Below are 25067 nucleotides of genomic sequence, written 5' to 3'. Positions count from 1 at the left end.
AAAGCAACAATAACGACCAAGGCTCTGCTTCCTTGCAGGAAATCATGGCCATTTTTAAAAAGTGAGGATTTTGCATGAAACACATGACCCCAACTTTGCTGAGCGCTCTGGTGTGTGGGCTGCTGTCGCTGAACGCAGCCGCCGAGGGTGCCCCCGATATCTATCTCGGGGCAGGTGCCGGTTTTACCCACTTCCAGGGGCTGAACAAGATTGAAGGCGTGGAGACAGGCTCCGAAGATGCGGCAGCCGCCAACGCCTTTGCTGGCTACAACCTGAACGACTATCTGGGCGCCGAACTCGGTTATGTCTACGCTGGCCGTGGCAACACTGATGGTAACCGCTTTGAAAACCAGGGAGGCACCCTATCACTGATCGGCCGAGTACCGGTGGCGGATGGTATTTCCCTCTTCGGCGAAGCGGGCGGCTACTGGGCTCATACCGATGGTCTGGGCACCAAGGATACCAAGGTATCTTCCCTGTTTGGTGCTGGCGTCACCTACCAGCTGACCGATGCATTGGATGTACAAGCCCGCTGGCGCTATATCACGGACGTGGCCGACCTGCACAGCAGCGACTACCAGACCCGTATCAAACCCAACCAGAACATGACAACACTGGAAATGGTCTATCACCCCTTCCGGTCCAGCTATGTCGAGCCGGTCGCCGTGACGCCCTCCGCTCCTGCCCCCGAGCCCGTCATGGTCGACAAGACGTTTGAGCTCAGCTCGGATGTGCTGTTTTCCTTTGGCAAGGCAGAGCTGAAAGCAGAAGGGCTGCAGGCCTTGGCAACACTCTATCGTGATCTTGCCACCGCCCGCCCGAAAGACGGTGAAGCCATCGTAGTCGGTTACACCGATCGCATCGGGTCCAACAAGGTGAACCAGCGCCTGTCCGAGGCCCGTGCCGAAGCCGTGGCTGATTACCTGGTCTCTCAAGGCCTGCCGGCTGGCAAGATCCGGGTTGAGGGCCGTGGTGCAGAAGATTCCCTTACCGGCAGTGATTGTGATGGCATCAAGTCCAAGGCCGAGCGCATCAGCTGCCTGGCACCGGATCGCCGGGTCGAAGTACGTATCACCGGTGTCAAATCTGTGATGGAGCAGTAACAGGGAAGACGCAGTACCGGGCATGGACGCCCTTTTTATCATCCTTCCCCTTTAGCCTCTGCATCCCCTCTGCTCCCGCATTCCACGCCTTTCCTCAGCTCGCCATGTGATGCTTGCTGTCCACCGCCACCATGGCAATGCCATCACGGCCTGACGTTATTTACTCCACCCAAAATGGATCTCGGGGTTGAAACCCAGTTTGATAAGCGGCCGAGCACTTGCACGGCAACTGCTCTATGGCTCCTCATAAATGAAAACGAGCATGAGTCGGCGTGGTAATTACCCGGATGACGGTCCGATTGAACGGTTGATCAGGTGCCTGAACCCAGCGTGGTCCCGGTTGCGGGATACATGAAACAGTGTGGGATATCAGTTATCACGTGACGGATTACTGCAACTGGCTGTCCACATCGCAACATGCAGTGGGCTTCTACCCGGACCAGCCGAGGAACGGTCTAAACCAACTGACAAGGGTGTAATCGACCACTACCTCCGGGACCATACATATAGTTATCTTCTGGCAAGTGTCGTCGTGAGGCCGTTGCAGTGACGGAGCCCCCATAGATGACGGCACATCGCTGGAATCATTCCGAATAATATCTCACTGTTCGCTTCACTCCATTAGCACCAAGATTGTTATCCCGCTGAAGATCATGCGGGCTGGCTCTGTGTTGGCCGCCAACCTTACGGCGCCGTTAAGGAAAGGATGGAGCCGGTTTGACCAATAACCTAAACCTGAACGGAATAAATCATGAATAGAAAGAATGTGAATATCGCGATAGTGTCGCTTGTTTTGGGGCTAGTCGGTGGCACGATGGGGGCATTTGCTGCCGAACAGCCCGTGACCGCCGAGACCAACCCATTACACGTGACTAATGTCGCAATCGGCGAGGCTAGCGCGATCCAAATCGGCGTCGATGGCGGAGCCAAGCTGGCGGTGAAGGCGCGGGCGCTGAAAAACCTCTCTGACACCCTGCATATCGGTTATTACGACCGGGATGGTACGCTGCAGGCTGATGATGAGTACGGCTACGGCACCCATGATATCAACCGGTTGTTGTCCATCGATGAGGTCAAGTCCTTCCCTGTCCCCATAAAGGAAGTGATCGTCAGCATCAAGGATGAAAATGGAGTGGTCTTGTTGAGCATGCCCGCCAAACTTACCAGCATGGGTGTGTAACTATAGGCTGACACCAATGCCCAATAGCTGATATGGGAGATTTTCAGCCTCTATCAGCGCGCAACAACCGCAATGCCAGGCAATGCTGGTGTCTGGCATTGTTTTATAGATTGTTTGGCTGGCAGGCTCGGGCGAGCCCCATGACACACTTAGTTTAATGGGTGCCATGGTCTGCGAATGGCCCGCAGACAGCCCAGTTCCCCCTTCCCACGGATGTTTGATAGACGCCGGCAAGGAGTATCTCTAGTGGTCAACTAAATCCGGACACTTGGTTAGGCCGTTCTTCGGCTTTTGCTGGCGGTATCCCATTATTGTGGTGATGTGGACGCCGCCAGTTGTAGTGATCCATCAGGTAATAACTGATATCTCGTTTCGCCTCTCGCAAGCTCATATATCCCATAGCCGGGAGCCACTCTGACTTCAGGCTTCTGAACAACCGCTCCATCGGTGCGTTATCCCAACAGGTGCCACGCCGACTCATACTTTGGTCATGCGATAGCGCCACGGTCGTTGCAGAAATACCCGTCAGCCATATTATCTGCCCGTGGACGTGGACAGTGTGAAATAGCACACCGGATGGGCAACCCCGCTGCTGATAGGCCATCTCCAGTGCTTTGACGCCAGCTCTGCATCTGGTTTAGCTGACATCGCCCAACGCCCATCCCACAACCCGCCGGGTGTACAGGTCAAGCACCGCCGCCAGGTAATGCCAACGACCACCAGCCCAGACGGAGGGTATGTCGACACACCGTATCCTGATTGGGCTGGACATCAAATTCGCGGGCCAGCAGATTGGGGCTGTCCGGTCGTACTGACTGTGCCACCTTATAGCGGTGTGCGCCCGGCAGTTGGGATACCCGCGGCCCCATCATCAGGATGTGTACTTGGATGCGGCCAATCTGATACCCCACTCCCGCATCATCGACATCAAAGCACGGCTGCCCGCTGAGTTCCGGCTCGTTGTCGCAACCGGCATCTTCTCTAAGCGCTGCCGCAGAGTCTCACGATTGATCGTCAGCCTGCGAGGGAGGAGAGTCGTAAAAACAGGAGGTGGGAGCTGCGCAAGCGCGGCGTGGGATGTTTGGCACGTGCCCCCTGTGATCGGTCGATCAGCGCGCTAACGACGGAAACCGCAAGGTTCATGGTAGCAGAAACCCGTTTAGCTTGTCCTTTTCGCGGTCGATCCGTATGACACCGGCTTCCAGCAGCTGGGTTCGTCCGCGGCACCGTATGCCAGAGTTTTTATCATTGGTTGCTGGGTCACGGTTTTCCGGCTCCGCTACGGATCCCCTTGGTCTCATGACGATTTTCACGTCGTCCAGAGCGTTGTGGCTGCCGGCCGTGAAGTTACCTTGTTGACCAACCTGGGATCCGGTTGAGAGTTAGAATTCAGAAGGAGGGAGCAGCGGTCTTTTGTCTTTGAACACCTCGCGTCAGCTGGACGACGTTACCCGCGCATATTCTGGAATATGTTGGAATGCGCTACCGCCTCCCTAATCGTGTCTTCGAGCTGCACAGGCCTGTGGTCGGAGGCGGACTTGGCGGGGGTTTTAGCCCGGGGATGATGCGGTCGGGTGGTCCGAGGCGAGGGGGGCTCCTGGTTGTCGCCCCTTTTAGGGCAGAGTTTCGACCAGTGATACAATGTCGGCTGCTGGCGACGACATAGAGAAGAAGGAGAAAGGTGTTGTTCCCCTGCGGATAGGACATCTGCTTCCGCTTAGTGCTGATGGTTTGGAGGGGTGTGCGCGTATGCCCACGGCATTGTACCGTATGCGAGGGACCCAAGGTTGTGAGTTGTGGTCTAGCGGGGTATTCCCGTAGGACGTACGCAACAGCTAGGTGCGGCGTTCGGTCGCACGGGATGGTCTGGGTAGGGCGGACCGGATTCTTGGTATCCACCACGTAGGGGGGTGCGGAAGGGTCGTTGGCGCCAGGGGGTGTACTGCCCACCGGCATTGATGGGGATCGTCCAGTAGCAGGTTTGCTGTGTAGGTGGTTGTATGAATGAGTTTTTTCTTATCCCTCATAGTCGTCAGTTTCGGACTGGGCACATACCGCGGCCGCGAAGAGCCAAGCATCCCTCATGTTTTTAGGCGTTTCGTAGATGTTTCGATTGTTGTACTTAGGAGGCTACGTCGATCCATGGGTGTACGCCTCCCTGAGTGTGGTTTGAGGCTCGATTGTCACGGGACGTCGATTCGCAGGATCCTGTTCGTCACCAGGTGCCCCTCGCCGGTTACGGATCCTGTCACGGCCAGTCGCGCCTCATGTGGAGAGTTGGAATTAGTCGACCCATAGTAAGGAAGGGGCTGGCCATCAATGGTTATGCCGTCAACTGTGATCCCGGAATCGTCTTCCCCTGCGGAGAGTGTTTGCACACGGAAAGTTGTAGCCCTGGAACAAGAGTATTTTATCATGGTGCTTCCGGATCGCGGCCCGGCCCCGCCGGTCCCAAGATCGATATAGGCGGTGCTTGTTTCGAATTGACAGGACACAGAGCTCGGGGGCACCCCTAGGCACACCTCGGCGGGAAGAGTGGTAGGCAGTCTCGTAGGAGTTATATGGACGCCGTTGGTGGCATGCACAAAGATTCCCACACACTCCCTCATGTTTAGGTCCGCGGCACATGCCCCTTGGTGTTCGACGGCGAACGTTGCGGTGATCCCAGGAGCAGGGTTCGGACGGCCGAAGACTTTTGTGTTTATAGCGCTCAATTTCGAGAGTCGGTCCCCTGACATGGGAAATTTAGTTTCCCACTGGCCGTTAGTGGCATTGTGATCGGCGTGATAGTGGCCAGTGTGACTAAAGGATTTCATGCCGTCCAGCGCAGATAACACCTGTTGTGGGAGAGGTGTAGCGGTGTAGGTGAGTTGTATAGTCCAAGTAACACAATTGTTACTATCGACCTTGATCGACGGTATTGGAACGGTTACTAGATCCGAGTCTAGCGACGAGTTCGGGATCTCTGCAGCGTCGGCTGTTGATCCTATTGCTGTGCAGACTTGCAGAGCGGTTAGGATCAGTCCTTGTATACGGGTTTTTAGTAAGGTTAGTTTCATTGTTCTCGTCCATCTAGCGTCGGAAGCGAGCCAGGAGCCGACTTCCTCAATCACATCGCGGCAAGAGTGCCACGACCCCACCGTTGCCGATACATCCGCACTCTTGCCTGGCGCTCCTCCTCGGAGTGCCCCTGACGTAGAGCTTGCTCATAAAGCCGCAGGGATCGGGTTCGGTATTGTTGCAGGGAGCGGGGCGCTATGCCCACCAGCCCCTGCGGGTTAAACCAGCCACCTAGCCAATCGACCCCTTTGGCCAACTTGCCAATCCGGGTCTTGTCCGGGTGCAATGAAAAGCCCCCCTCGGCCAGATGACCGCGCAGGGTGGCAATGGCACGGCGCAGCCGCCAACGGGTGCGGGCCAGAATAATGAAATCATCCATATAGCGGGCATAGTAGAGATCGGGCTGGCCGGCAAAATCAGCGTCTATGTGATAGAGGAGGCTGGCACCAATCAAGGGGCTCAGCGCGCAGCCACGCCCTATCCCAGCGGTGGGGGTATGGAACTCGCCCCCCTGCTCCACACTGTAATAGAGATACTGATGGATCAGGTCTCGCCAGACTGGCGAGGGGAGCGGGCCTACCACCCGTGCCATCACCTGATGTTTATCGATATGCTGGTAATACCCCCTAATATCGGTACGCATCACAAAGGGGGCGTCCCCTTGCGCTGCGGTGAGAAAGGTATGCAACCGCCGCTTGGAGGCTTTGACCCCCATGCCAAGGCCATGTTCGCAGCGTGGATGCAAGGCAAGCCAGGGGGCGCACAGCAAGGCCACCCATTTGAGCACCAGCGCATCTTGCGCCGACCAGATGGCATGTTTGCCCACCACCAGCATGGGGCTCAGGCGATAGTTGCCCGCCAGCACTGACGCCAGCAGCCTTCTTGAAAGGGCGGGCCAATGAAAGCGCAGGTGCCAGATATCGGCATTGGCCGGGTAGTGGCGCCGACGTTGGCAAACCCACTCATAAGCCAGTTTCCAGGCGTGCTCGAGATGCAGCACGGGGTACGGGTTAGTCATAGTCAAGGGTAAAGTTGGCGGTGGCATTGAACGCCCCCGGGGTCAGGCTGGTCTGCCCCGAGGGCAATAGCTGTACATAGGCAGTGAAATCGAGCACATTGCTGCCGCTTGCCAATGCCAGCGCTCGGCTGGCCTGGTTGAGCGGCAACGCTTGCCCCCCTTGCTCAAGGCCGATGGCGATCCCTTTGGCGGCGCTATCCCCCGCCAGGGCAAGCAAGCTGTTGTTTTCACTGGCTCCCTGACCGGCAAAGGTCACCTTGACGCTGTTGGCAATGGCCGGGTCACACTCTTCCAGATGGAGCTGAAACAGCTTGCCTGGAGTGCGACCGTCGCGCAGCAGCGCCTTGTTGACAATACCACCAAAATCAACCTGAATGGTTTCATCACCAGGACGCAGGGAACAAGGCTGACTGACGACCTCGGCAGTGATGGTCAGCAACAGGGTATCGCTGCCAGCCCAAGCTGATGTCTGGATCAATATTCCCAACAGTGGGAACAGTGTTTTCCAGCCAAATAGACAAACGGTGGCATGGTGTGAGCTGCGCGGCATCATGATCTCCTTAGCGGGCATCTTTTACGGGCTGCAAACTGCAGTTAGCGGCACAGCGGTAACTCAGGGGACGACGGCCACCGTAGTCATCTACATAGGTAAAGGTGGGCTGTTGACCCAGTTGGGAAACGCCCAGATTGACCATTGCATGGCTATTCGGGGCAATCATCACAGGTTCAAACCCTTCCGCACTCTCCCCTTCGACAGTACGAGAGCCAGCCACGATAGTGACGTAATAAGGGGTGGGGTTGCTCAATTGATATTGCCCGCCCACTTGCCTCAGCGTCACTTTTTCTTGCCACGGCGCCTTATTGCTACCGGGTTCGACCAACAAGCTAGCCGGGCGATAGAAGAACTTGATGCGGGTCTGCAAAGCAAGTTGCAAAGTATTGGGCTTGTCACTACGCGGCGGGATCTCCCGCAAGCTGAAGTAGAACAGACTCTCTTTATCCTGGGGCAGCAGGGAGACAGCAGGTAATGCCTGCACCTTGAACAGGCTTTCCATCCCCGGCTCCAACCGCTGCACCGGTGGCAGCAGGGTAAAGGGGCTGTTGATCTTGTTGCCGTTGGCATCTTCCAGCCAGGCTTGTGCCAGATAGGGCAAGGTTTTGTTGTTATTACGAATGGTCAGGCTCATGGACTTGGCCTCACCCGGGTAGATTACCCGGGTGCGATCCAGTGACACAGCTGCCTGAGCCTGATTGGCAAGCAGGGTTAATAACAGGGGCAAGGCAAGAAGCAATTTGTTAGTCATCTCGGTTTATCTCAATCGGTTGATATGAATCAGTTACTGGCAGGTGAGGCGGGCACTTGCCGCCATATCAGGCAGCGGTGAAGGCAGATAGAAGCGACAATGCTGATCGCTGCCCCAACGTGCTTCGACGGCGCTGCCTTCATGCAGCCCGGCCAGATAGGCCATACCATCATCACCCACCATCCCCAGTTGCTGCCCCTTGTCATTGAACACCTCGGCGGCAAAGGGGACCGGGTTGCCATCCTCCTTGACCAGCTCGAGCATGCGCTTACTGCCGGACAGCATGTCGAAGTGACGATAACCGATGGCCCCTTCCGTCAAGGTGCCGACGGAGATCGGAGTGCCAATGGGTTCGGCATCATCACTCAGCTGATCAACATCGATGCTGGTACGTTGACGATAGTAGCTGGACACATCGGCCACCACGGCCTTGCCATTTTTGTCGGTGAAGGTGGCAGGACCACCGGAGTGCACTGGCACATCGCTGACGCCGTCGGTATCCACCATGACGCGGCTGCCACCCATCATGCCGACACGATGCAGGGCGACGCCCTCCCCTGTCGCAGTGATGCCGCCATTGAGAGACAAACCAGCAGCAGTCGAATTGCCGGCCTGATGGCTGACATTGGCCATCAGCGTGGTCTTGTCACCGGTATGAGTATAAAAACCACTGGCACTTTCGCCGCTCGACGAGGTCGACGCGGTCACCGAATAGCTGTTTCGATCGTCCACGCGGTCGAAGAAGCTGACGCTGTTGGTGGTTTTCCCCCCCATGGATGAGGCGCTGTAACTCACGTGCTTGTTCAAACCAAACGGCACCGACAGAGTGAAATACATACCGTTATCGGTCAGGGTGCTCTGTTCGTTGCGATACGCCGTCAGCGACGCTGTCATGCCGCGCCAGTCCATCACGTCAAAGTAATGGGAAAGAGAGAGACTGATGCGATCACTGTCCACTTGCGACCAGTAGGACTGGTGGGTGTAATCAATATAGGCACCTAATTGAGCAACTTTGAACTGTTTGCTCAGTACCACGCTGTACATCTCTTTGGCGCCGCCACGATAAGGATCACCAAGTTGTTTTGCAGCCATGTAGTCGTTCATGTTCATGAAATCACGCTCAGAAAAACGATATCCAGCAAAGGCTACCTGGCTGTCATAATCTTCAAAATTCTTGGAGTAGTTGATTCGATAGGAGCCACCAGTCTTAGTACCTTCTGCCAAACGCGCCCTCGATTCTGTGATATCAAACGAGATCGCGCCAAACTGCAACAAGTCACGTCCGATACCAATGGACAAAGCGTCATAGCCATCACTGAGCAACGCCCCCCCCAACAGCGACCAACCGTTGCTGACTCCCCAGGAAAATTCACCGCTGGCGAAGGCCGGTCCATCAAGCTCATGAGTACGACTGCTGACCTTGCCACTGTTGAACTTGTAACGCACCGAGCCAGGACGGGATAGATAAGGGATGTTGGCGGTGTTGACCTGAAAAGTCTGTACCGACCCATCTTGCTCCTCAACTCGCACATCCAGCGTCCCGGTAACGGCACTGCTGATATCTTGGATTCGAAATGGACCAGACGCGACCTGGGTTTCGTAAATCACACGCCCCTGTTGGCTGATAACAACCTTGGCATTGCTCTTGGCAATACCGACTACCTCTGGTGAATAGCCGCGTAAATTGGGTGGCAACATGTTGTCATCCGTCACAACCGACGCACCAGTAAACTGAAAACCATCGAACATAGAGTTGCCAAGGTCTTGCTCGCCGACCATTAACTTGGCACCCAGTGTGGGTAACGCTCGATAGGCATAGACACGATTGACATCAAACTCGCTTTGGGAGTGTTCTTCGCTCCCTTGAGTGTCATTACGCTGATAGCGCCCCTGCCAGTCGGCACGCAGTCGCCACACACCAGCATTTGCTCCCGCCACACCATAGGCGCTGGCATTGGTGCTGTTACTCTCAGTTGAGCGGCTCTCTTGCAGGTTGATGCCGTAATCAAGCAATGCGCCATTGACGCCCTCGTCCCAACGGGAGGGAGGATCCCAAGCATCGCTGACATAGTCGCGATAAGCTTGAGGAACAGAGATGGTCAGGGTGTCTTTGTTTATCTCGCCTTTGATGAGCATGCCGTCAAGAACGTCAGGGTCATAGCAAGCTTGTCCATCAAGAAGATAGGGATTACTGGCAAGCAGGCGTTCGAACTCAGCCTGCTTCAAACCAAGCTCTTCTGCCAGTGCTTGCGTCAGACATAATTGCGAGCCATTTTCTGCTGACTCATAAAATCGTACTTTACGTTCACCGGCCAACACGTTATTGACGACCAGTTGCATGCTGTATTCACCTGGAATAATGAACCCGGCTTGTTTAAATGCGCCAGACTCAATATTCTCTTTATCTTTTACATCCAGAAGATCAGTATTGAATTCAATATCACCAGCATAAGAACCTTCAGCCCAACTGATAACAATCAATGAGACAGTCAACGATATCAATGTTTGTTTCATATTTTTCAAGTCATTAGTAAAGCTAAAGGAAACACGCGTCCCTGCGTGTAATTATCCACATGAACCCTTTCGGTCTAACCTGGTCAGTATTACTGATAACTCATGATAAAATCGCTGGTCGCGGTGAACTCACCAGGAGTTGCTTTTTCACCACTTTTTACATTACTCACCAGTTTGGCACCGAATTTAAGATGGTTATCACCACTTACCAGCGACATTGCCTTGGTTGGTGTGCCCAAAATAACATCTGAACCGTCAAGTTGACTCACCATCGCAATGGCGGCCCCCTTGGCGAATCCATTAATGGCCAAGTGTTTCTTCTCGGTATCATCAGGAATACCATTAAAAGTGATGGTAGCTGTTTTTGCAGTATCGATAGAGCAACCTTCAAGATGAATCTCAAAAGGACGCAACGGACCTTCACCTTGGTTCTCCAACATACTGTTGGCGATTTGCCCCATTTGAATTGTTTGGTCAACACTTTCCGGCGCAATTGAGCAAGGCGCGTCAATGATTGCACCTACGAATTTGATAACACCATGTCCCTGGTCAGTAGGAACAGCTGCGCCTTCATCTTCTGCTGCGAAAGTAGCAGAGGAAAGAAAGCACATCATCATAGCAGAGGCTAACATAGTCTTTTTCATATCGATCATCCCAATTAAGGCTATTATGTCAAGTTTATGAATGCCGTACGTTCGTTACGATATACAACACTCTCTTTATATGATTCGGATGTATGATTGATGATTTATTCATCACCGGGTATCACCAGCACACCGAATCAATGCCAAAACTGTAACCCGGCATAACACAAAAAAACACATACTAAAAAATCCAATAAATTACCAATAAAATCAACAACTTAAATCAAACACCAAAAAAAACAAAAAAATTCAAATACATTATAAAAAACACCAAAATCACATAATTAAAATAGAGAAACAAGCCTTTACTTAGTAAGAAGAACTTAACGCTAGCAGATATATTTAAATCATTAACCAGGTAAAAAAAAGGATTGCAAAAGGCAATCCTTAAAGACCACGACAGGTCACGCACGGGATACAACGCAGGAACAAAGGAATATCAAATCTGTCAGTATTACACCTCCCACTTCATAATTTTACTTACACAACCAGCTGAACTTCACGCCAAGGTTTACTTACTAATCGCATCCAAATTTCAGACGTAGTCATGGCGCTGGACCGATTAGTTACCCCACTAGCCGAAGTGTCAATGACAGGCCTTCTTCCTGATATCAGCTTATAAGGGCGAATAGATAGTACGCTAATAGCATACTGTTTTCGCTCTGACACATCGACCTGGCTTATTCGTACTTGAAATATCTCTTCATACTTTCTAATGGATTTGATGTAGTGGTGCACTCCACTGAGGGTGACATTCATCAATTTCGCAACTTCTGTCAAAGGAACCATGCGGTTCTCCTTATACAGCCAGTGTGCTAGCTCTATATACTTGGGCATATCAATCACAATATATTTCACTAAGAGTCAGTTCCGATCACGTTGGTGATCACATTTAGCTCACTCTTTTTAGGGTAAGCAGGGGGGCTCTGACGACCTGAGCATGGTAATAAAAGCCCCCCCTACCAATAGGCACGTGAACGAATGTCGCTATTGGATGTAAGCATATTAAGGTAGGCAGATGAACTTATGAAGTTATATAAAATTACTTACAAATATCTTTTAAATCATAGTAGCTTTGATGTCATTCAATTTTATTCCTGCCAACTAAGGTTGGGAACATTGATAATCAGCTATGATTCTCACAAGCAAGACTCGATAGAGAACCAAAAACCGTGACATTTATACCTAGGCATAATTAGCCATTAAGGTATCTGTTTTTAGCTCGACTTAATAGAATAGCTACGCGATGTGAAATTAGCCAATCTATACAGCTTGACTTGCGCCCCCATTTTGAAAGATGGAGCAGTAAAGTATCGCTTCGTTCGATATCCTGCTTTCAGCAAGAGCTGGAACAGAATGATTGTTCCTTTCGAGCAAGTGGCACTTATCAGTACAGGAACCTCAATACGATATGAGTAGTAAGGTGTCTCTAGAATGAGATGCAGGTAAGCTCCCGGCATCAACTGACACGCCAGGAAGAGATGAGCCATCAGGATCTCGTTTACGTCACAAGAGTGGTGAAAAGCAAGGTATTGTCGAGCGGCTAGAATGGCAGGAAGCTATTCAAATATATTCTGGCTGAATAATAAGCCCCTAATTTTATACCATTGTAATACCATCAGGCGGCAATAAATAGGGTAGACAAATAGTCTCTCACCAGAATATTTAAGGCTTTACGGTCATTAAAATACGAGGTTACTCGTCGTCCAGACATTATTAACCATCTGTACGACTTGCTTGAAAGTAAAAGGTTTAGTGATCACATATGCATCAAGAAAACAGACTTTGGATTGTAACTTACCCAACTGAACGTCACTTGCGACAACTACCAAAGAAGCGGCCCCATGTTTGCTTAATGCTTTTGTTGAAATAACTTCTTCCATACGTTCAAGCTGCTTTTCCGGTGAGTGAAGTGAGGAATCCAGATCATATACAATTACATCCGGTGTACTATGTTGACTACCAAAGCTAAACTTTGATTGTGCTTTTACTCCGGCGCCGCTAACCAACGTGATCCCATCCACATTAGGATGACTTCTCAATGCTGACCGAAACAGCTCTTTTATGGGGTTAAAGTCACTTACTACCAGTACATTCAACATAATTAAATCCAGAGAAATTTCAGCTTAATCAATAGTAAATAAATGCCAACTTACACTTCATATCATGATATCTACTCACCGTTATTTGCAACATATTACACCAAGCAAAAACCATATTTAAGCTACATTTAAATACTAAAAAATACCAATAAAAACAATGATTTAATGTTCAATTGCAACAACTTGATATTGTGAGGCTGCTATTTTACAGGGATAGAGAACACCACTAAAATTTAATCCATAAAATGGAGTGACCAATGTATTTAAAGTAATAATGGATGGCATTTAGCATCCATTTAAAGACATTGCCTACATATAGAGATACAACTACGTCTACAAAAATCAAATCTGATAGGCCGGACTTATACTTTAAACCACGTTGCGATATGATTTGTAGGTGCACTGTAAGATTTATAAATTTACAGCCATAATATCTAGCATGTTATATGAATATGTGGCACATATATGCCATACACACGCACACCTCTGGTATTTCATAGCCTCAATTTCAAATAATGCATCATTAAAATAGCCAAGAGCGAACATAAAAAATTTCGCTCCTTCAAAAAATAAAATGAAATACAACATACCTTACTTGAAATATATTTACAGTGAACCCTGTGTAATCTCAACGCTAACAAGCTCACCCCACCTCAGCCATAGTTCTTTAGTTGTACAGATCTAATTATCACCTGACACCGGCCTCAAACCGGTATCTTGGTTATGCGACTTGTCGAGCGAACTTACTTCGGAATAAATTTCAGATCCCACTTTTCCCATTATATCTGGCCTATTCCACCACCTTGGCCTGTTGTAGCCGTTCAAACTTGGCGTGTACCCGGTTGGGGTAGAGGTCGGTGTAGATCTGCCAGAGAATATTGATGTTTCTATGGCCGGTGACCTGAGCGACTTCATCTATGACGAAGCCAGCCTCAAACAAACGGCAGGCGCCTTCGCGGCGGAAGTCGTGCCAGCGTAAGTCTTCAATGCCAAGCTCTGTTCTGACTCGCTGAAAACCGGCAGTGACGCTCCTGCCGTTGTAGGGGAAGATACGATCGTCTGTTCTGGGTTGACGCTTGAGGATCTCCCAAGCCTCACCCAGCAAAGGAACCAGCATATGGTTCCCTATCTTTTTTCTAGGATCTTTACGGTCTTCAACCAACACGGCCCGGTTTTTCTCATCTACGCCAGACCACTTGATCTTGCACACTTCGCTTATCCGCATGCAGCTCAGGATGGCGAAGTTGAGAAGGTCTGTGTAGGGGATCTTGGCCATGCCGTGACTCTGCCGTTTTTCCAGCCCATGGATGATCCTTTCCAGTTCATTGCTTACTGGACGGCGTGTGCGCTTCTGGGCTTTTCCCACCAGTTTCAGGTTGTTGAGGGTCTTGCGTGCTTCTAGGATGAGCTTGTTGTCGACCGGGATATTGAAGACGGGGTTGGCAGCTGCAAAAACAGAACCAAGGTAGCTGATGTCGTGAGCGATGGTGGCTGGAGACGCCCCCGCATCTCTTCTGGCTTGGCAGTGATCGACCAGGTCTTTGATGGTGAGCTCGTCGGCATTGAGCTTGGCGATATCGCAATCGGCTACCAGATCGAGGCTGTAGGCTTTGGTTCTGCCTATGGTGGGGCTGATTGCTGGGTGATCGCGGTAGAGGGCGATAAGCTCGCGGATGGTGGGGACGGGTTGTACCAGGCCAGGCAAACCATCCCGCTCGATCATCGTCACCATCTGCATTCCCCAGCTCTTGGCGTCTGACTGTCTGCCAAAGGTACGGGATTCTCGGTATACTACCTCTTCGCCTTTATGTTCCCTGACGGTACAGCGATAGCGTAACTCGCCTTTGCTGGTCTTACGTTTTTCTATTGTGTAGCCGGCCATAGATACCTCGTGGAGTACACCTGCCCCATGAAATGGTGGGGCAGATATGGGGCAGGTTCAATCAACAAATGTCTGGAAACACCCGCAAATGACTCAGAAACAAATCAGTGAAAACCCCGTTAAATCAGGCTCTGAGGCCATATCTGGCAAGCCTGCCCACCGCCAGACATTCTCGATTGCCCCCATGCTGGACTGGACCGATCGGCATTGCCGTTATTTCCATCGTCTGATGACTCGCCAGACCTTGCTTTATACCGAGATGGTGACCACCGGCGCCATCATCCACGGCAAGGGGGATTATCTGGGTTACAGCGAGCAGGAGCACCCCATCTCCCTGCAGCTGGGTGGCAGCAATCCAGCCGACCTCGCACGCTGCGCCAAGCTGGCCGAGGAACGCGGCTATGACGAGGTGAACATCAACGTCGGCTGCCCCTCTGATCGAGTGCAAAACGGCCGCTTTGGCGCCTGCCTGATGGGCGAACCCGCACTGGTGGCTGACTGCGTCAAGGCAATGCGCGATGTAGTCGATATTCCGGTGACGGTAAAGACCCGCATCGGCATCGACGAGCAGGACTCCTACGAATTTCTGCAGGCCTTCATCGAACAGGTACGCGACGCCGGTTGCGACACCTTCATCGTCCATGCCCGCAAGGCGTGGCTGAGTGGCCTGAGCCCCAAGGAAAACCGCGAAATCCCGCCGCTCGATTATCCCCGCGTCTATCGGGTCAAGCAGGACTACCCGGATCTCACCATCGCCATCAACGGCGGCGTCACCTCCATGGAGCAGACCCTTGAACATTTGCAACACCTGGATGGCGTCATGATGGGGCGCGAAGCCTATCAGAACCCCTACATTCTGGCGCAGGTGGATAATCTGGTGTTCGGCCAGAACAACACTGTGCCGAGCCGCCACGAGGTAGTGCGGATGATGCTGCCCTATATCGAGCAGGAGCTGGCCAAGGGCAACTATCTCTCCCACATGACCCGCCACATGCTCGGGCTGTTCCAGAACATGCAGGGGGCCCGCGCCTGGCGCCGCCACCTGAGTGAAAACGCCTGCAAGCCGGGAGCGGATATCCAGGTAGTGCTGGATGCCATGGCCAAGGTGCCGGAATTCGCCACCACGGAGGTGGCGGAGTAACCATGTACCGCTTCACCGGCTCCTGGCTGCACAAGGCTATCGTCCGGCTCTGCGCCGGCCTGCTCGCCATCCTGGGCGTCAAACTCAGCGCCTTCTACTTCCTCGGCTTGCTCATCGTGCTGGGGCTGCATCGGGATCAGCTGCTCGGCTGAGCTAGCCCCGCGTCGACCAATAAAAAACCGGCAACACCCAGTGTTGCCGGTTTTTTATTGTCTCTTCAGCTTCGCTAATCGCCTTTGTCCACGAACTGTAGCTCGGGCGCTCTGGACGTCAGCACATCGGCGCAATAATCCCAGGTCGAGATGCGGTAGTGCTGCAGATCCTCGTCCAGGTGCAGACCATCCGACTCCTGATGGAACCAGCTGGCAAATCTGGACGGAGTGATTAGCTGGATCTGCTCCTCGATGGCATGACTATCCTTGCCCTCAGCCAGATCGCAATCCTCCATTACCCGCACCGCAAAGATGTGCCGGAAATAGACCCGACAGAGGATCTGCGGCGGCAGATCGATGCTGCGAGCCCTGCCCAGCATGATGGTGAGGGAGTCGCTCCAGATATCCTGATGAAGTTCGGCCACAACCAGGCCCGGGGGGAGTTGGCGGGACGGAGCCCAAGGTACGGCAACCTGCCGAATGGCATTTTTCTGTTCCATCATCCACCTCACTACGGCGCACGCCATATCTTGAGTGTATCTGAAACAATTTCCGCTGACGATGGCAATAAAAAACCCGGCTGGCGCCGGGTTTTTGGGGATTACTTGACGGCGTCTTTGAGCGCCTTGCCTGCCACAAAGGACGGCACATTCGCGGCTGCAATCTGGATCTCTTTACCAGTTTGCGGATTGCGACCGGTACGGCCAGCACGATGGTTCACCTTGAAGGTGCCAAAACCCACCAACTGCACAGCATCACCTTCTTTCAGGCTCTGGGTAATACCATTGATGATCTCTTCCAGAGCGACTTTGGCCTGAGCTTTGCTCAGATCTGCTTTGGCTGCAATTGCATCGACAAGTTGAGCTTTGTTCATAACATTTCCTTTATGATCGGGCATTTAGCACTGGGCCACTCTATTCAAAAAAAAACACTCAGGCAAAGGCTTTATCAGCCGGATTGGCTTGAATGCTGGGGTTTTCATCAAGATCTGCGGAAATAGTCACATATCTCGCCCCTTCGTGATCGTAATTGACGGGAAGAGGAGAGCAAATGATGGTGCCTTGTAACCAAAACACCACCTGATGTAACAATATCCCCATGCCCCTATTGACGGTCAACTGGATTTTCCCTAGTTATAGGGAGGTGTCGTCAGTCAATAAAAAGGCCGGAGGCCCGTCACGATAGCACTCCATGCCTATGCCCCACGGAGGGATTATGTTAACTGAACTGGAACAAACCAAACGCGCATTGGCAGGAAAGCACAGAGCTATCGACGACTGGCTGGATGCCAGGCAGGCATTGCTGGTCGAATACATGCGGCTTGCCGGACTGACCCCCGCCCGTACCAAGCAGCGTTCGCTGCCTGGCCATGTGGAACTGCAAGGCTTCTGTGAGCGCCTGGTCGACTACGTCAGCGCCGGACACTTCGAGATCTACAACCACGTGGTGACCGCCTTCGAACAGGCCAGCGGCGACAAGCTGGAACTGGCGAAACGCATCTATCCCCATATCCGGGCCTGTACCGAGTTTGCGTTGGAGTTCAACGACAAGTACAGCAATGCCGATGAGGCCCAGATGCTGCTGCTGGATGAAGACTTGAACCAGCTTGGTCCTGTGCTCGAAGATCGCTTCAAACAAGAGGATCGGCTGATCAAGGCACTGCAGGTGGTGGAGTCACTCAGCGCCCAGCAGGTTTGATATCCAATTTCGGAGCCAGTTCAAGATCCTGATGTGCAAGGTGCATTACACTCTATGTCATGACCTTTAGCTCCAATTCCTATTGCTGACAGGAGATGAGAATGTCCGAGCGTCGCCGTTTTTCACGGATCCTCTACTTGACCATGGCCGACCTCGTCCAGGGAGATAAGAAATGGCGGACCCAGCTGGTGGATATCTCCCTGCAGGGCGCGCTGTTGATCCGGCCCGATGACTGGGAAAGCCACGATAACAAAGAGTATTCACTCAGCTTCGTGCTGAGCGGCAGCGACATCGAGATCAAGATGCAGGTCATGCTGACCCATGAAGCCAGCAAGAAGCTGGGGTTCTACTGCCATCACATCGACATCGATAGCGCCACCCACCTCAAGCGGATGATCGAGCTCAACGTCGGCGATGAAGACTTGCTGCACAGGGAGCTGGAGCAGTTGCTGAGCGAACATCTCGAACACCCCCACCCCTGAGCGGTATACCCGATGCAAAAAGGAGCGCCGTTGCGCTCCTTTTTATTGCCTGCCTGCGGCCACCATGCCGATTACAAGGCCTCCAGAGCATCGGCCAGTTTCTTGACCGGCACCACTTCCATGCCTTCGATGGGATGCTTGGGCGCGTTGGCATGCGGCACTATGGCCCGGCGGAAGCCATGCTTGGCGGCTTCCTGCAACCGCTCCTGGCCTGAGGGCACGGGCCGGATCTCGCCAGACAAACCCACCTCCCCAAACACCACCAGATCCTTGGGCAGGGATTGATCCCGGAAACTGGAGACCATGGAGAGCAGCAGGGCCAGATCCGCACTGGTCTCTTCGACCTTGACGCCGCCGACCACGTTGATGAAGACATCCTGATCCGCCATCTGCAGGCCGCCGTGGCGGTGCAGCACCGCCAGCAACATGGCGAGACGGTTGTGATCCATCCCCACTGCCACCCGACGCGGGTTGGAGAGCTGGGAGTAATCCACCAGCGCCTGCAGTTCCACCAGCAGAGGACGGGTACCTTCCCAGATCACCATCACCACCGACCCCGGCGCCTGCTCTTCACCGCGGCTGAGGAAGATGGCGGAAGGGTTGCTCACCTCCCGCATCCCCTGCCCGGTCATGGCGAAGACACCGAGCTCGTTGACCGCCCCGAAGCGGTTCTTGTGGGAGCGCAGGGTCCGGAAGCGGGAATCGTGACCGCCATCGAGCAGCACGGAGCAGTCGATGCAGTGCTCCAGTACCTTGGGGCCGGCCAGGGTGCCATCCTTGGTCACGTGGCCCACCATGAAGATGGCGACGTGATTCTGTTTGGCATAGCGGGTCAGCAGGGCGGCGGCTTCCCGCACCTGAGACACTGAACCCGGCGCCGACTGCACATCCGCCACATGCATCACTTGGATGGAGTCGATGACCATGATCTGCGGCTGCTCCTGCTGGGCAATCAGGCAGATCTGCTCGACCGAGGTCTCCGATAGCATGCGCAGCTTGTTAGTCGGCAGGCCGAGGCGCGAGGCCCGCATCGCCACCTGTTGCAGCGACTCCTCGCCGGTGACATAGAGGGTCTTCATCCGCTCCGCCAGACCGCACATAGTCTGTAGCAGCAGGGTCGACTTGCCCGCCCCCGGGTTGCCACCGATCAGGATCGCCGAGCCCGGCACCACCCCACCACCCAGGACCCGGTCCAGTTCCTTGAAACCGGAAGAGAAGCGTGGGATCTCGGTGGTGGCGATCTCCGCCAGCGTCTGCACCTGGCTGCCGATGGCGCCGGCATAACCGGTATAGCGGGCACTCTTGCCCGGGGTCACCGAGCCGAGGCGCACCTCGCTGATGGTGTTCCACTCCTTGCACTCACTGCACTGGCCCTGCCAGCGTGTGAAGTCGGCGCCACATTCGGTACAAACATAGGCAGTTTTGTTTTTGGCCATGGATAACTCGGGGACAGGATGAATTCCTGCTTGATATACTTGTTTGCGACCGACAGATCAAACCCAGAATCGGAAAAGTGACTTTCCGTGGCAGGAACACATGGATTCAGAACAACAACAGCACCTTATTGAACAGCTCATCCCCCTGCTCAGAGAAAAGGATTTCGATGACATCTTCAATCGCCTGACCCAGGACGAAAACAGCAACAGCCGTTTTCTGATCAAGATGGAGATCAAGCGTAGATGCACCCCCTGCCGTCGCGTGATCGACATGCGGGACGAACTGGGTGACGAGTGTCTGGTCCATGAATCCGACGGGATCACCCACTTCATGCCAGCCGAGGCCATCGGTCTGTTCCAGTCCCAGTGCTATCTCTACAAAGACGATTACACCCTGGGAGTCTACGAGGCACTGCAATACTGGCAGAAGCACCACCATGGCAAGAGCGATGGCCCGCTGCAGCCACCTGCCAGCCCGTTTCGCCAGTACGACGTCAACCCCATCGCCTTTGCCAGCTACTATGGCCGACGCCAGGAGCGGATGCACTTCAGCTCCCCCGTGCTCATCAAGTTCGTCGACGGTGACAAGCTGTTTGCCAAAAGCTCCGACCTGTCCCTCGGCGGGATCCGGGTCTCGGTGCCCTATCTGCCCAACTACCAGACCGGCGCCCACGTCGAGGTGTTCTTCACCGGGCTGGAGCGGGATCATCCCAACCCGGTCCTGCACCATTCGGTCAGCTACCAGATCCTCGGGGAAGAGAGCAAGGAGGGCAAGTTCTGGCTCAGACTGGTCAAAACCGGCGAACACCCCGGCTTCGACCAGTTCCTGAGCGAGTTCATCGAGAGCAACAAGAGCCGCTATCGGGTCAGCGTCGACTATCTGCTCTCCGCTGCCATCATCAAGGGGTATGAGCAGTTCTATCTGCCGCGCATGACCGGCATGCCGCTGTTTTTCGGTTCGGGCGACAGCCCCAGCCTCGAGATCGCCCTGCGCACCGAGAACAACCAGCACATTCTCGAATACTGGCGCGATGCCAAGAACCGCGACATGCTCGCCAGCCTGTTCTCCGCCACCCGCATGCAGACCCTGCTGCCGGCGGCGGGTGAGCTGAAAGAGACCCTGATCTACTGCTTCACCCATTCGGTACGCAGCCACCTCTATTTCTTCTCCGCCACCCGGGAAGAGCTGTTGCAGAGCGGGCTGATGTCGCTCTTCTTCCAGGTCGGCGCCCGGCGTCCCAGCTGGCGGGTCTACAAATTCAGCCTGGAGCGCTGTGACCTGCACGAGGCCGATCTGGCCAGCCAGCAGAGCAAGGAGAGCCCTCAGCTGCAAGACATGCTGCTGCAGGAGCGGCTCAAGCAGATAAGCTATGTCGGCCTGCTGCAGGATGTCGGCCTCGACAGCCAGCGGGAGGAGTTTCAGTACGATGCCACCGCCCAGCACAATGCCAACGAGCTGCAGCGCTTCGGCCACGACAGCAGTGCCGCCCCCTTCGAGATCGAGACGCTGCACTATGTCCAGCTGCGCAAGGAGGCCCGCTACATTCACAAGACGGCCGTGGCCATCAAGCACAATGGCCGCGCCTGGCTCGGCTGGACCCGCGACATCTCGGCCCACGGCATGCAGATCGAGCTGGAAGAGCCGTTCGAGGGGGTGAAGGACGACATCGTCACCATCGCCCTGCCGCGCCTGCAGGAGCTCTCCAAGAGCATGGATCTGCAGCGCCTGCCCTACCGGCTGGTCAGCATCAACCTGACCCGCACCGTGCTGCACCTGTGCATCGAGGGCGATCCGGAGCGCCACACCGGCCGCCAGTTCTTCAAGCTGTTGATCGAGAGCAACCAGAACAAGCTCAAAGCAGCCCAGGAGCAGCGCCGCTATCGCGGCATGGCACGGGCGCTGCGCAACATCTACACCCACCACGTCTTCAGCACCCCGGTCTACATCAACAAGCTGAAGGGTGCCCCCAGGCCGGCCTCCATCGGTCATGCCCCCCAGGCGCGCAGCCTGTCGCGGCTGCTGAAAGCCTGTGCCGAGCAGGGTGACCAGGACAACCTCTATCCCCTGTTCCAGGGCGAATTGCTCAAACAGCTCATCATGAACCCGCTGCGAGCCATCGAGCGGGAGGATCAGCCCCAGGAGGAGGAGGTCTACATCGCCAGCCTGCAGACGGCAGCCGGCCTGCCCATCTTCACCAGCCGGCTCGCCAGCAGCTTCAAGAATGTGGCGGAGAAGCGCAGCTTCATCGAACAGGCGCTGCGTCAGGGGGAGTTCTACTCGGTGCTGGTGGGCATCTCCCGCACCGGCCGCCCCGACACCAACTTCATCGCCAACGAGCTGGACTACATCGCCAAGTTCGCCATTCACAAGGCCAAAAAGCTGGAAGAGGAGTTGTGGAGCGTGGTGGGGGTGGGTGAGCTGACCGATACCAGCCAGGCGACCCTGTTCCGGCTTGGCATCACGGCGCCCGTCAATTGAGCAGGCCCCTGCAAACCAAGGCTCTCAACCCGGCGGGCAGGCAATAAAACCATGGCGGGCCTCTGGCCCGCCATGGTTTGTTCATCCATCAACACACCGGATAACCGGCTCCACCAGCCCAGTCTTTGTCAGGCCGCCTGCGGATTGAGCAACCATTCCAGGATCTGCGGGAAGTGATCTTCCTGCGCCTGCGGGGCGGTCAACATGTTGATATGGTCGTAATCGAGTCGGTTGCCGTTGTCCCGGCCGAGGCGGGTATGACGCGCAGCCGAGCCCATCTCGGCGCTGAAACGGCGCACGTCGGTCGGGTGACCCAGCACCTTGTCCGCCTTGGCCGAGATCATCCAGAGCGGTGGCCAGTTGACCCGGGCGGCCGCCTCGTCATAGGCAAACCCGTCGTTGGGATCCTGCCAGGGGCCGCATTTGACCCAGGGGATGGTCTCCTGCAGGTAACGCAGCGGCTCGTCATCCGCCCCGATTTTCAGGCTGCGCGCGGCCAGAAAGCCGTTTCGCCTGGCCAGCCAGGGGGCCAGCCGGTTCCAGATCAGATCCACCTTGAGCCAGCGCTCCGGATTTTGTACCGACACGCCGCGCTTGGTGCCAAAGAACACCAGGCTGGCCACCTGCTCCGCCAACTCGGGGAAGCGCACCAGGGTCGACGCCATGATGACACCGCCCCAGGAGTGGGCCATCCAGTGCAGCTTGAAGCCGCCATGGCGGCTGGCAATCCAGCGGTGCAGGGCCGGCAGATCCTCGGTGATGAGCTCATGCTGGCCATGTTCGGCCTGCTCGGCGATGGCTGGCGTGCTCAGCCCCCGTCCCCGCAGGTCGGCCACATAGACTTGATAGCCATGGCGGGCCAGAAAGCAGGCCAGCCCCTTGCCCGATTCGGTGTAGAAGATGCGGCCGTTCTCGATGGCGCCGTGCACCATCAGGATCGGCTCGCCATGTACCGCGACCCGCGGCTGAATGTGGCGCACGTGCAGCCGATGTGCGCCGCAGGGAATAAACAGGGATTGCTGTAACAGTTCCATTCTGAGACTACGTCCTCCGTGACGTGGGAGTCTTGCCGAGGCGCCGGGACTAGCGGCGATCCCAGCGCTGCTGGCGGCAGGCCAGCGCACCGAGCAGGCAGATCACCCCTTCCAGATCGTGGTGATTGAGGGTGGCCGCCGCCTGCGCCCGCACCAGCGGCTTGGCGTGGATGGCAATGCCGAGCCCGGCGACCCCCATCATCTTGAGATCGTTGGCGCCATCGCCGACGGCCACGGTCTGTCCAGCGGCGATGCCGTACTCCTGCGCCAGCTGCAGCAAGACCTCTGCCTTGACGGCGGCATCCACGATGCGCCCGCTCACCTTGCCGGTCAGCTGTTGCCCCGCCACCGCCAGCTCGTTGGCGAAGATGGCGTCCAGCCCCAGCTCCCGCTGCAACTGGCCGGCAAAACGGGTGAAGCCACCGGAGGCGATCGCCACCTTCCAACCGGCCTGTTTGAGGGTATCGACCATCAACGGCAGGCCCGGCATCCAGGGCATGTTGTCCGCCACCTGGTCGAGAAGGGTGACCGGCGCCCCTTCCAGCAGGGCGACCCTGGCCCGCAGACTGTCGGCAAACTCCAGCTGGCCCTGCATGGCGGCTGCCGTGACCGCCGCCACCTGCTCGCCGACCCCGGCCAACCGGGCAATCTCGTCGATGCACTCGATGCGGATGGCGGTGGAGTCCATGTCCATCACCAGCAAACCGGGCTCCGCCAGGCTGGGCAGGGCTGGCAGATGACACAGATCGATGTCCCACTCCTCCCCCTTGAGTGCCTGTACCAGAGCGGGTGAGAAGCGATCCGTGCCCAGCAGCAGCAGAGGCACTCCGGCCGGCATGGCGGGCGGATAGAGCCTGGCCTGCAACTCGTGCTGCGCCAGCAGTCCGGCCAGCCGCCCGAGATGATGACCGGCCAGCGCGCGCCCGAACAGCACCAGCCAGCCGCCATCCAGCGCACTGGCGGCAGGCAGCAACGCCTGCGGCGTCGCCTCCCACCAGGGAGCGCCGGACAGGCACTCGGGCCACTCTGAAATCTCTGCGGGCAATTGGGACAACAACATAGGGATAACGCCTTCCTTGGTGATCATGGGGTTAACAATACTGGCCCAGAGTAGCGTATTGCTTTTTGTACAGGCAAGCGCCAAGATCCCGCCACCCCTTGTCAGCAAAAGGCTCAACGCTTGCGTCATCTCCCCATCAAACGTGTGCTCAGTCTCGGTGCCGGCGTCCTGCTCGGACTCTGGGTGCTCGCGGTACTCATCCACATGCAGGGTGAGAGCCAGGCTTCGCTGCACAGCGAGGCACGCAACCGGGCACAGGCGCTGGTGGCCTATGCCGCCCGCGACATGAAGCGCTGGCTCAAGGAGGACAAGAACAGCGAGCTGGAGCGGCTGGCCCAGGATCTGGCTGCCGAGCCCGAGATCCTCGACGTCACCCTCTACGATGCCCGCGGCATCCCCCTCGCCCAGTCGGACAATGCGGTGCCGCTGGACAGCCTGCTGCCCATCGGCGACAGCAACAAGTCGGTACCGGAGCAGGGCAAGGGCCGCATCCAGTTCGTGCAGGAGATCCTGGATGGGGAGCAGACCCTGGGGTATCTGCGCATTACGCTGGAAGAGCAGCAGATGCTGGCGGACAAGGATACCCGGCTCAAGGTGGTACAGGAGAAGCAGCGGCTGATGCTGCTGGTCGCCCTGCTGGCCGGGTTGCTCATCTCCTACGGGATACGTCGCAACTACATGCGGGTGCGCAAGCACAAGAAGAAAAGCAAACCGGTCGAGCCGCAATAAGGCGGCGCGATCCCCCGACCCGAAACTGGCAATGCCACCAGCAGGAGCG

The 25067-nt window shown here is 55.4% G+C and carries 21 protein-coding genes and 1 pseudogene; 8 read left to right on the top strand and 14 right to left on the bottom strand.

What is annotated here, in order from left to right; translation table 11 throughout:
* Positions 1 to 74 precede the first annotated feature (74 nt).
* Positions 75 to 1103 (top strand): OmpA family protein, encoded by a 1029-nt coding sequence (locus AACQ43_RS15135; RefSeq protein ID WP_168967774.1) that lies wholly within the window; start codon positions 75 to 77, stop codon positions 1101 to 1103.
* A 751-nt stretch (positions 1104 to 1854) separates the two neighbouring features.
* Positions 1855 to 2283: a hypothetical protein gene (locus AACQ43_RS15130; protein WP_168967773.1), complete on the top strand. Its 429-nt coding sequence runs from the start codon at positions 1855 to 1857 to the stop codon at positions 2281 to 2283.
* Positions 2284 to 2533: 250 nt separating this feature from the next.
* On the opposite strand, the pseudogene AACQ43_RS15125 reads toward AACQ43_RS15130, so the two are convergent.
* From AACQ43_RS15125 to AACQ43_RS15090, 8 genes and pseudogenes are all read right to left on the bottom strand, one after another.
* Positions 2534 to 3665 (bottom strand): annotated as a pseudogene (locus AACQ43_RS15125) (IS3 family transposase); the annotation flags it as partial.
* A 1727-nt stretch (positions 3666 to 5392) separates the two neighbouring features.
* Positions 5393 to 6361, bottom strand: a complete 969-nt coding sequence (locus tag AACQ43_RS15120; RefSeq protein ID WP_168967771.1) for a reverse transcriptase domain-containing protein — start codon at positions 6359 to 6361, stop codon at positions 5393 to 5395.
* Positions 6354 to 6911 (bottom strand): fimbrial protein, encoded by a 558-nt coding sequence (locus AACQ43_RS15115; RefSeq protein WP_248281011.1) that lies wholly within the window; start codon positions 6909 to 6911, stop codon positions 6354 to 6356. Before AACQ43_RS15115 ends, AACQ43_RS15120 begins: the two co-directional genes overlap by 8 nt.
* A 10-nt stretch (positions 6912 to 6921) precedes the next feature.
* Complete coding sequence (locus tag AACQ43_RS15110; protein WP_168967769.1) at positions 6922 to 7665, bottom strand: fimbria/pilus periplasmic chaperone; 744 nt, start codon at positions 7663 to 7665, stop codon at positions 6922 to 6924.
* Positions 7666 to 7698: 33 nt separating this feature from the next.
* Entirely contained in the window at positions 7699 to 10179 is a 2481-nt protein-coding gene (locus AACQ43_RS15105) for a fimbria/pilus outer membrane usher protein (RefSeq protein ID WP_168967768.1), read from the bottom strand.
* Between the two features lie 89 nt (positions 10180 to 10268).
* Positions 10269 to 10823 (bottom strand): fimbrial protein, encoded by a 555-nt coding sequence (locus tag AACQ43_RS15100; RefSeq protein WP_168967767.1) that lies wholly within the window; start codon positions 10821 to 10823, stop codon positions 10269 to 10271.
* A 1682-nt stretch (positions 10824 to 12505) separates the two neighbouring features.
* Entirely contained in the window at positions 12506 to 12925 is a 420-nt protein-coding gene (locus AACQ43_RS15095; RefSeq protein ID WP_168967766.1) for a hypothetical protein, read from the bottom strand.
* A 790-nt stretch (positions 12926 to 13715) separates the two neighbouring features.
* Positions 13716 to 14807: a site-specific integrase gene (locus tag AACQ43_RS15090; RefSeq protein ID WP_168967765.1), complete on the bottom strand. Its 1092-nt coding sequence runs from the start codon at positions 14805 to 14807 to the stop codon at positions 13716 to 13718.
* Positions 14808 to 14895: 88 nt separating this feature from the next.
* On the opposite strand from AACQ43_RS15090, the gene dusA reads away from it, so the two are divergent.
* Complete coding sequence (dusA, locus tag AACQ43_RS15085) at positions 14896 to 15948, top strand: tRNA dihydrouridine(20/20a) synthase DusA (RefSeq protein ID WP_168967764.1); 1053 nt, start codon at positions 14896 to 14898, stop codon at positions 15946 to 15948.
* 2 nt (positions 15949 to 15950) lie between these two features.
* Positions 15951 to 16100 carry a hypothetical protein gene (locus AACQ43_RS15080; protein ID WP_017411202.1) on the top strand — a complete coding sequence of 50 codons (150 nt, stop codon included), beginning with the start codon at positions 15951 to 15953 and terminating at the stop codon, positions 16098 to 16100.
* 74 nt (positions 16101 to 16174) lie between these two features.
* On the opposite strand, the gene AACQ43_RS15075 is transcribed toward AACQ43_RS15080, so the two are convergent.
* The 3 genes from AACQ43_RS15075 to AACQ43_RS15065 form a co-directional block, all read right to left on the bottom strand.
* Positions 16175 to 16600 carry a hypothetical protein gene (locus tag AACQ43_RS15075; protein ID WP_010636148.1) on the bottom strand — a complete coding sequence of 142 codons (426 nt, stop codon included), beginning with the start codon at positions 16598 to 16600 and terminating at the stop codon, positions 16175 to 16177.
* Positions 16601 to 16701: 101 nt separating this feature from the next.
* Positions 16702 to 16974 carry a nucleoid-associated protein HU-alpha gene (gene hupA / locus AACQ43_RS15070; protein ID WP_005305063.1) on the bottom strand — a complete coding sequence of 91 codons (273 nt, stop codon included), beginning with the start codon at positions 16972 to 16974 and terminating at the stop codon, positions 16702 to 16704.
* 58 nt (positions 16975 to 17032) lie between these two features.
* Positions 17033 to 17218: a hypothetical protein gene (locus tag AACQ43_RS15065; RefSeq protein WP_168967763.1), complete on the bottom strand. Its 186-nt coding sequence runs from the start codon at positions 17216 to 17218 to the stop codon at positions 17033 to 17035.
* 97 nt (positions 17219 to 17315) lie between these two features.
* Here AACQ43_RS15065 and AACQ43_RS15060 point away from each other — a divergent pair, with 97 nt between their 5' ends.
* Both AACQ43_RS15060 and AACQ43_RS15055 read left to right on the top strand, forming a co-directional pair.
* Positions 17316 to 17798 (top strand): Rsd/AlgQ family anti-sigma factor, encoded by a 483-nt coding sequence (locus AACQ43_RS15060; protein WP_076361822.1) that lies wholly within the window; start codon positions 17316 to 17318, stop codon positions 17796 to 17798.
* A gap of 101 nt (positions 17799 to 17899) precedes the next feature.
* The gene (locus tag AACQ43_RS15055; RefSeq protein WP_011707404.1) at positions 17900 to 18280 is read left to right on the top strand and encodes a PilZ domain-containing protein; all 381 of its coding nucleotides are present in this window, start codon (positions 17900 to 17902) and stop codon (positions 18278 to 18280) included.
* A 71-nt stretch (positions 18281 to 18351) separates the two neighbouring features.
* Here AACQ43_RS15055 and radA read toward each other — a convergent pair whose 3' ends face one another.
* Positions 18352 to 19716, bottom strand: a complete 1365-nt coding sequence (gene radA / locus AACQ43_RS15050) for a DNA repair protein RadA (RefSeq protein ID WP_168967762.1) — start codon at positions 19714 to 19716, stop codon at positions 18352 to 18354.
* Positions 19717 to 19816: 100 nt separating this feature from the next.
* On the opposite strand from radA, the gene AACQ43_RS15045 reads away from it, so the two are divergent.
* Positions 19817 to 22195, top strand: coding sequence for a PilZ domain-containing protein (locus tag AACQ43_RS15045; protein WP_168967761.1), 2379 nt, complete (start codon positions 19817 to 19819; stop codon positions 22193 to 22195).
* 128 nt (positions 22196 to 22323) lie between these two features.
* On the opposite strand, the gene AACQ43_RS15040 is transcribed toward AACQ43_RS15045, so the two are convergent.
* Positions 22324 to 23229 carry an alpha/beta hydrolase family protein gene (locus tag AACQ43_RS15040; RefSeq protein WP_168967760.1) on the bottom strand — a complete coding sequence of 302 codons (906 nt, stop codon included), beginning with the start codon at positions 23227 to 23229 and terminating at the stop codon, positions 22324 to 22326.
* A 49-nt stretch (positions 23230 to 23278) separates the two neighbouring features.
* Positions 23279 to 24289, bottom strand: a complete 1011-nt coding sequence (serB, locus tag AACQ43_RS15035) for a phosphoserine phosphatase SerB (RefSeq protein WP_146062693.1) — start codon at positions 24287 to 24289, stop codon at positions 23279 to 23281.
* Between the two features lie 120 nt (positions 24290 to 24409).
* Between serB and AACQ43_RS15030 the strand changes: the two genes are divergently transcribed.
* Positions 24410 to 25018 carry an AhpA/YtjB family protein gene (locus AACQ43_RS15030; RefSeq protein ID WP_016351986.1) on the top strand — a complete coding sequence of 203 codons (609 nt, stop codon included), beginning with the start codon at positions 24410 to 24412 and terminating at the stop codon, positions 25016 to 25018.
* Positions 25019 to 25067: the final 49 nt, after the last annotated feature.

Source organism: Aeromonas sp. DNRA1 (assembly GCF_963888745.1).
GTDB lineage: Bacteria > Pseudomonadota > Gammaproteobacteria > Enterobacterales > Aeromonadaceae > Aeromonas > Aeromonas hydrophila.
The sequence above is the reverse complement of the archived record's forward strand: the minus strand, read 5'-3'. Positions and strand labels throughout refer to the sequence as shown.